General features: G+C 57.3%; 1 protein-coding gene. It reads left to right on the forward strand.

Translation table 11 applies throughout. The features are described 5' to 3' along the window. Positions 1–155 precede the first annotated feature (155 nt). Positions 156–886, forward strand: a 731-nt coding sequence (locus ABG80_RS14005) for a hypothetical protein (RefSeq protein WP_200964320.1), incomplete at its 3' end; no start/stop codon positions are given.

An 886-nucleotide genomic window follows, 5' to 3' on the forward strand; every position in this document is an offset into this window, starting at 1 on the left:
CAAGAACACTTCAGCTTGTTTGCCCGCTTCTGGTCTGAGCAAGCCACCAGCGATCAGTTGGAATACTGCGCCCGTCTGGCAACGGGCGACACTGCGGGCGATGACATGGCTTTGTGGCTGCCTGAAGGGTTCCTCAATCAGCAAGGGCGTTCAGCATGAGCGGCCCCGTTCTTGTCGCCGCAAGCGGCGACGTGTTGCGGCTGACAGCCGCAACACAGAAGCCGTTTGCGCAACGTGGGTGGTTCGATGAGGCGCTGTCGGCAGCCAAGCAGTTTGCCAAGGGCGAATACGATGGTCCAGCAGCCATGCTGCTGGACGTGGCTCTTGGCATGGTGCCTGTCATTGGTCAGGCCATTGATGCCCGAGACATCATTCTTGGGCTGATTGATGTTTCAGATCAGCCCGACAACTACGATGCCTATTTCAACCTCATCACGGCCTTCATCGGTGTGGTGCCAGGTGGCGGTGATGCGCTCAAGAGGGCCTTACGCTCCGTCAAGCGCGGTGGCGCACCTGCCGAGGATCTGCTGTCTATGCTTCGTGGCCTTGGCAAGGGCAACGTTGAAAAGCTGGTGCTGGATGCCTTGGATTTTTCCAAGATTCAACCTCACATCCAAACCCTGACGGCCACACTCAAGAACAATCGATTTATCGAGGGGCTTGATACCGAGGTTCGCCAACGTGTCATGTCCACAGCCAACCGGCTGGAGGCCAGGCTCAGCCAGCATTTCAAGCGCTTTGCGGAAGAAGTCAAAGGCTGGCTGAAGAAGCAGCCCAACAATTCCGCCGAGGCGGATTACGTCAGCAAGAAGGTTCGCAAGCAAGGCGAGAAGCCTGATGCCAAGGGTGACACAGCCAGCCAAGCCAAGGAACACAGCAGCTTCAT

The sequence above is a fragment of the Aquabacterium parvum genome, assembly GCF_001447195.1.
GTDB classification, from domain to species: Bacteria; Pseudomonadota; Gammaproteobacteria; order Burkholderiales; family Burkholderiaceae_C; genus Aquabacterium; species Aquabacterium parvum.